3 protein-coding genes and 1 pseudogene are annotated in these 7,219 nt (G+C 43.0%); 2 read left to right on the plus strand and 2 right to left on the minus strand.

Annotated elements, in window-relative coordinates; all coding sequences use genetic code 11:
• Positions 1–838 precede the first annotated feature (838 nt).
• The gene (smpB, locus tag QUA43_RS29100; RefSeq protein ID WP_006631384.1) at positions 839–1,306 is read right to left on the minus strand and encodes an SsrA-binding protein SmpB; all 468 of its coding nucleotides are present in this window, start codon (positions 1,304–1,306) and stop codon (positions 839–841) included.
• Between the two features lie 127 nt (positions 1,307–1,433).
• Between smpB and xrtO the strand changes: the two genes are divergently transcribed.
• Together xrtO and QUA43_RS29110 are read left to right on the plus strand one after the other, a co-directional pair.
• Complete coding sequence (gene xrtO, locus QUA43_RS29105) at positions 1,434–3,041, plus strand: exosortase O (RefSeq protein WP_333379057.1); 1,608 nt, start codon at positions 1,434–1,436, stop codon at positions 3,039–3,041.
• Positions 3,019–5,928, plus strand: a complete 2,910-nt coding sequence (locus tag QUA43_RS29110; protein WP_333379059.1) for a TIGR02921 family PEP-CTERM protein — start codon at positions 3,019–3,021, stop codon at positions 5,926–5,928. The genes xrtO and QUA43_RS29110 overlap by 23 nt, the downstream gene beginning before the upstream one ends.
• 252 nt (positions 5,929–6,180) lie before the next feature.
• On the opposite strand, the pseudogene QUA43_RS29115 reads toward QUA43_RS29110, so the two are convergent.
• Positions 6,181–7,143, minus strand: a pseudogene (locus QUA43_RS29115) (IS4 family transposase); the annotation flags it as partial.
• Positions 7,144–7,219: the final 76 nt, after the last annotated feature.

Below are 7,219 nucleotides of genomic sequence, written 5' to 3' on the forward strand. Positions count from 1 at the left end.
GAGCATAGGTTAATCATTCATGAGACTCCACAAGCCATCCGGATATTTTCAGGAAAAAGAAGCGGGAAGCAGGAAGAAGGTAGAACTCTTCCCCTTGCCTAAGTAATAATACTTAGTCAGCGGTCAGTCGATCGACTGTATGGGACTGTATGAGGAGATACAGCGTATTCCAGGTTTATGAAGTGTAGGGACTTACCCTGGGCCATGTCCCTACCGAGAGCGAACGAGCTGGGGTGTAGTTCATCAACCTGGTATCTTCTGTAAGATTGACTCCGGTGAAATAACTCTAATTAAGTTTGTAGTGACGATGGAAATCCTCAAAATCCTCCCTTGAGGATTTTGAAAAATATTATGATGAGTAATGAACCAAACTGGATTTAAAATAGCCCATCATTAATCAGCAATCACCAATCATGAACCACTAATGACTCCTGACTAAGCTGTCGCGCATTTAAATTGTATATTCAGGGCGGGCGGGACGCCCACCCCACAAGAATTGAATTTTTCTTGACATACAATTTATACCATTTCTCTAAAATCGTGCAACACTCTTCGACCCCCCCTAGCCCCCCCTTGCTAAGGGGGGGAACAAGAATACTGTTGCATTCTTTTTTAAAATTGGTATTAAATGCAGAACAGCTTAATAAACATTTCCATAAATTAAATTTCAACCTTCGAGTAGCAAAGGTTTGAGTTTATTTTTCGGAGATGTCTAATGACTAATGTCTAATGACTAATGACTAATGACTAATGTCTAATGACTAATGACTAATGACTAATGAGTACTGACTACTGACTACTGACTACTGACTACTGACTACTGACTACTGACTAATGACTAAAATTGCTTCATCGCTCTTTCCATATCCCGCTTATCTTCACGTTTCTTCAAATCTTCGCGCTTGTCGTACAGTTTTTTCCCTTTACCCAAACCGATATCAAGTTTTACCCAGCCGCCTTTCAAATACATTTTTAACGGCACTAACGTCAAGCCTTTTTCTTCCACCTTGCCGATTAATTTGCGAATTTCCTGCTTGTGCATCAGCAATTTACGGGTGCGGCGGGGTTCGTGATTAAAATAGTTACTAGCACTTCTCCAAGGCGAAATGTGAACGTTGATTAGCCACAGTTCCCCGTTCCGAACTAAACCATATCCGTCCCGCAAATTGGCTTTTCCTTCCCGAATTGATTTGACTTCGGTTCCCTTCAATTCGATTCCCACTTGGTATGTCTCTATAATTTCATAGAGATGGCGCGCTTGTCGGTTATCGCTAACAATTTTGTATCCTGGGCTTTTTTCGCTCATTTTTACCTCCGCTAAAATTAATTATTATAACGCTAGCTTCTCTGTAGAGAAAATCGAAGCTTGACAAAACTTAAATAATCGGTCTGGACATTACCAATTTGGCTGAGCTAAGATGTCACCAACGTGAATGTCAAGCCGTATCATGCAGCGCACCAATATCACTGATTCTGCAATTCCAGATTCTGTTACTCCTCATCCTGCGGTTAATTTGGTTTGGCTGGCTCCTTTTTTGCTGGCGCTTGCTTGGTTTTGGGCCAATATCTCGGCTGTTAAGTGGCTGTTATCCTCGTTTGTTGAGATACCCACACTATATAAAATAGTAATTGGCTTTCTGATTGTAGCATTAGTAGTGCGATCGAGCGGGAACTGCGTTAGCGCAGCCCGCCCCTACGGGGGCTACGCCAACGAAGAGGATCGCCCGCCGGGATTTTCACCCAATTTCGTTTTGAGGCGAGATCCGCTGCTGTTGATGTTGGGTGCGGGTATTTGCTCGATCGCCCTTCAGTGCATAATTGATATCAAACAAGTTACTGTCCTGCTATTTATCCTCGGAACTTACGGGCTGTGCGGCTTATTAGTAGAGCCGAACTTTTGGCGAAAAAACTTACCAGTTGCGGGCTTGCTGGCTTGTATTTTACCATTTAATAGTCAGTTGAATAGCGGCTTAGGTTTGCCGGCGCGAGTGCTTACTGCTCAGGTAGTAGAACAGTTGCTCTCAATGCTGCACGTGGTGGCTATTTCTTCTTACGATATTATCGTTTTGGAAAACGGCATCGCTCACGTTGACGTGCCTTGTAGCGGCATTAAAACCCTCTTAGTCGGAACGCTATTTTTGCTAGCTGCTACCTGGCTGGAAGGGCGTAAATTGAGCTTAAGATGGGTAGCAGTCGGCGCTGCTAATCTCTTAATCTTGGTGTGTGCTAACGCTGCGCGAGTTGCCGTGTTAGTCCTGGTTTCAGAAGTGTTTAAACAGCCAAACCTAGCACAAATTATGCACGTTCCTCTGGGAATTGTCGGTTTAGTCTGTGCTTGTTTTGTGACGTGGTTAATGCTGCAACGAGTACCTAAATTTCAGCCAGAAAAAACCAGCGGTATTTCGGCAAAACCAAACTCAGAAATACTCCAAGATCACCCTTTAGCAAAACCCGTAATAATTGCAGCAGTCACAGTTTTGGCAGTCATGGCTCAACTGTCTCATGTAGAAACGTCAAAAATGGCGATCGCACCTTTAAGATTGCCTGAATACATTAAATCAGAGTCGATTCCCCTGAATCCTAGCGAACAAAAATTCTTTGGCAACTATCCAGACACGCAAACACAAAAAATTAGATTTGTCGCCGGCAACTTGCGCGGTTCCATGCTCACAGTAGCGAGCACATCCTGGCAAACTTATCACGCCCCCGAGTTGTGTGTTGTAGCCAGCGGAATTCCCGTCAATCGCATAGAAAAAAAACAACTAACTCCTTCAGTAACGGCCCGCTGGCTGTCTCTCAAAAACAACCAATTATCAGCAGCATACTGGCTGCAATCTGCACAGCTAACTACAGATAACTTCATGTCCCGTATCGGTAGCGACCTCACCAACAAAGATCACAATTGGGTGCTAGTTTCCATTTTATTTGACAGTTCGCTACCAGCAGAAAATCATGAAGTAAAAGAGTTTGCTAGTAATGTATACACTACCGTTAAACAAAGCTTACAAGGAGAAGTAAATGAAAATCCAACAGGTGTTTGATGGAATTTTTCTAACAATTTTTTGGGTCTGGAATTTGACATTTTTATCGATTGTTTACTTGGGAATTTTGCCTCTTATAGGAGTGCCATTAATTAAGGCGACAATCGATGGCATCATCCCCCTAGAGTTTTCTTTGACGATGGCAGCTACGATCGCAGTACCCACTGTATGTACTGTAATAGGAGCTAGGCGTTTTAGGAAGCAACCCCTACAACTAATGCGTTGGTTTTACGGCGTAGAAGCACCGCTATTTTTGCTTTGTTTGCTGCGCTTGTTCCTGCTACGAGAACTCACTCCAGCTAGTTCTCAAATCATCGCTACTATTGCTTTGTGCATTGCAGCATTTTCAGTGGAAATGCTGTATGGATATCTGGGCAAAAGAGAAAATGTGCAAAATATTTTCGATTCCCCGAATTCTCATAATAAACAGCCTCGTTTTTTTAAGTTAATCGGAGAAAAGCGAAGTGCGTGGCTGCAATTAGGATGTCACAGTTTAATGGTAGTAGTTGGCATTTGGGCGGCAACATTGCTGATTTATTACGCTGTACCTGTGGCATTGTATACACTTTATGGATTCTTAACTGTAGTCATTGAATTTTTCAAGTTTACATGGGTTTCACCATTTCTGGAAATGTTTAAATACGGGGCATGGGCCTCGGCTTTAATTTGGATACCGCTATCGTTTATATTGTTTGGTTTAACCTGTAGCTTATTCGTTGTCATGCCTTCGCTGTACGGCTTTCTATACATTCATTCCGGGCGGAAAATATGGGTGAGTTTTGCAGCACAATACGGGAAAAATAAAGCGCTAATCGGAAGTTTGGGAGTCATAGCAGCTTGGCTGGCTATTTTCTCGGCTTTGCAGCAGCAGCCACAAGTGGCAGTAATGAAAATGCTGGCGACTCCCCCCGGAAATGACACGGTTCGCCAAACTTTATTAGCCAAGTCTGATATGATTCGATCGGGCTTAGTTAACGCTTATTTGTCCCCTTACCGCTACCTCAGCACTGTGAGAGAAAACAACCACATTTATGAGATATACAAAAATAGTTTGAATTTGCCTGACGGAGCAGCTCAAACGGTACAAAACAGCTATAATTTTTTAATGTCGCCGTTTTTGTATCAAGGCTCTAGTGCTGATGTGGAAAAAGCCGAAAAACTCTACGGCGAATTCTTCGATACGGAACTGCAAAAAGGCGACACAGAAGCAGTAAAACACGCGGTGCAGTCAACCTCAAACCGGGAAGAAGCCAAAGCCGGTTTGCTGAATGTCAGTGAGGAAAAAGTATGGTTGCAGTCGCAAGAAGTGACAGTCAAAGAAAACGGGGATTGGGCTGACGTTCAACTCTACGAAGTTTACAAAAATCAAACGCCGAACTTGCAAGAAGTATTCTACTACTTTTCGCTGCCGGAAAGCGCCGCAGTTACAGGAGTTTGGCTAGGAGATACTGGGGATTTAAACAAACGTTTTGCATTTACGGTATCGCCTAGAGGTGCCGCCCAGCAAGTCTACAATCAACAGGTAGTAGAAAGAGTCGATCCGGCTTTGCTAGAACAAATTGGCCCCAAACAATACCGCTTGCGGGCGTTTCCAATCCCAGCTAAACGAGAATTCACCCAAACTGACGGGCCAACGGAAATGCACCTGTGGCTTACTTACAAAGTCATGCGCCAGCCGCAGGGTTGGGCTATGCCTGTTTTGGCTGAGAAACGCAACATTTTTTGGAACCAAAATACTCGTCGCACGATTGCCGGAAAAGAGGTCAAATACAGCGGGAAAGAAGCAAGAGAAACTTGGCTGCCACCCTTTTTGCCCGCAGCCACACAGCAACCTCTAACAGTGCAGCAGGCGGTTCTACCGGGAGGAAATATCATTTCTGCTAAGCCGTTGGCTGATGCAAATTACTCGTTACCGCAAGGCAAGAAATTTGCAGTTATTCTCGATACTTCCCGCAGCATGGCGACGGAAAGTAAGGAAGTAAAAGAGACTTTTGAATGGTTGAAAGCTCATGCAGCAAGCAAAAATGCTGTTGATTTGTATATCGCCAGCGCTGCGGGAATGCCGCCTAAGTTTGTGGAAGATGTACGCAAGTTTGATGCGGCAAAGGTGACATTTTACGGTACAATCCAGCTCAAAGATATGCTGCAACAGTTTGCACAGTTGGGGGGCGATAAAAGTTACGATACTGTATTTTTGGTGAGCGATCGCCACAGTTACGAATTGTCGGACGATCGCAAACCTAAACTTTCCATCTCTGCACCCCTATGGACAGTGCATTTGGGTGGTTTACCCCCCGGCTACGACGACCCAACATTGAAGGCTATTCAAGATAGCGGTGGCGGAGTTTCTACAGATATGAAAGAGGCGATGCAGCGAGTAGCAACCACAGCAGCTTCCGGCCAATCTACAGTTAGTGTTGTTGACGGCTATGTTTGGAGTTATGCCAAAACCCCACCGTCGAAAAAAACCGCAAAAACCGCAAAATTGGCGGCAGTCGCAGAGTCAAAATATGCCGGAAATGAAGGCTTTAAACCGATAGCTGCGCGGCAGTTGATAACTGCACTTAGCAAGCAGAAAAGTTCAAATCAACTGACGCAACTGGATGCGATGCACGCAGTAGCTAAAAATTTCAAAGTTGTGACGCCTTATTCTTCGATGATTGTGTTAGTTAATGACGCGCAAAGGGAGCAATTAAAAGCAGCGGAAGCTAAGAGCGATCGATTTGACAGAGAGGTAGAATCCGGTAAGGAACAGTTAACTAAGCCGAATAATCCTCTTAACGTTTCGGGGGTTCCTGAACCCGAAGAATGGCTGCTGTTGGCGGTAGGTGCGATCGGACTTTTGGTGATTTTCCTCCGCCAGCGGCGGGCGAAAATGGTAGGTTGAAAGGTAAGGATTCAGGTAAAAAATAGTTCATTGAGAGCCGAAAAATATGGTAATGTAGTCAGATGAGCGAAAAGTCAGAGTTATCAGCAGCACTAAAATTAGAAATAGTTGACCAGTTGAGCCGTGAGGAGCTGGTCAAAATTGTGCTAACCCAACAAAAGCTGATTGAAAAATTACAACCATTACTCACAAGTTAAGCTAAAAACACTGTTGTCAATGAGTAATCTTACTCATTTTTTACCGAGATACCAATTAAAATATGACTCCATTTGTTCCTTTATTATTGAAAAAAAATTGTTCGGGACTTCTTTGAGTTCCAGGGAAAGGAGAAATAATTAGCCTGACATGAGGTTTTCGCTGTCGCTTAACAATCCCTAAATCTTGATTTTTATCGGAGGCAAAATACTTAACTCAGTCCGAAGCTAATCCTTTTTGATAGGCAACAGAAAAATGATACATCCCCCGATAAATCATTTCTAATGAAATCCGTTCAATTGGTACTCCTAATTCATCTGCAACTGCATCTCAAGAATCTACTAAAACCGCATAAAATAGCCAAGTAGCCCAGATTTGGAGCTTGATTCCGTTTAATGAACCTGTCCATAAATAGCTGAGATTTAATAATATTTTTACTGTACAAAATGCGTCTTCAATTCGCCAGCGTCTTTGATATAAATCTGCTACTACATAGGGGGGCAATATTTCAGGTTCTCGGACACTTGTCAGATAAGAACGCCAGGAAGTCTTGGAGCGAATCTGTACTAATCTTATAGTCAAAGCTGGTGTCTGTTTTGTGCCTGCACCTATTTTAATTATCTGGTCTTTGACATCATAGGTATTTGTTAATACCCGCTCGATTTGATAAGATGCACCTTTCTTGATTCGAGTGATAAATCCAATTTCTTGGTCTATTAGTTTTGACCAAAAAGCGAAGTGATAGAAGCCTCTGTCCAATAACAGCAAAGTTTTTGGCTTAACTGTTTTTAGTAAATCTTCTTCCCAATTAGTATCTGCTTGTTTCGGATTTTCCCCAAACCAAATTTCTTCGGGAAGATGAGTTACTAGGTCTATAATTACTCCCATTTTTCCGGCTAATTGACCAATCGGTACATCTGATAAACTTTGTAGCTTCTTAAATAATGCTTCTAATGTTGACCCGTCAGCTATCCAGATATTTTCAAAGTTTTTTAAGGCAAATTGTACGCTATCCGGTACAGGGTAAGAGCATCTCAATCATGCTTGACAAAAGCACTTGAGAATTTGCATCATATAGTCATTGTTCATCGCAGCC

This window comes from Microcoleus sp. N9_B4, from assembly GCF_036701635.1.
Lineage (GTDB): Bacteria > Cyanobacteriota > Cyanobacteriia > Cyanobacteriales > Microcoleaceae > Microcoleus.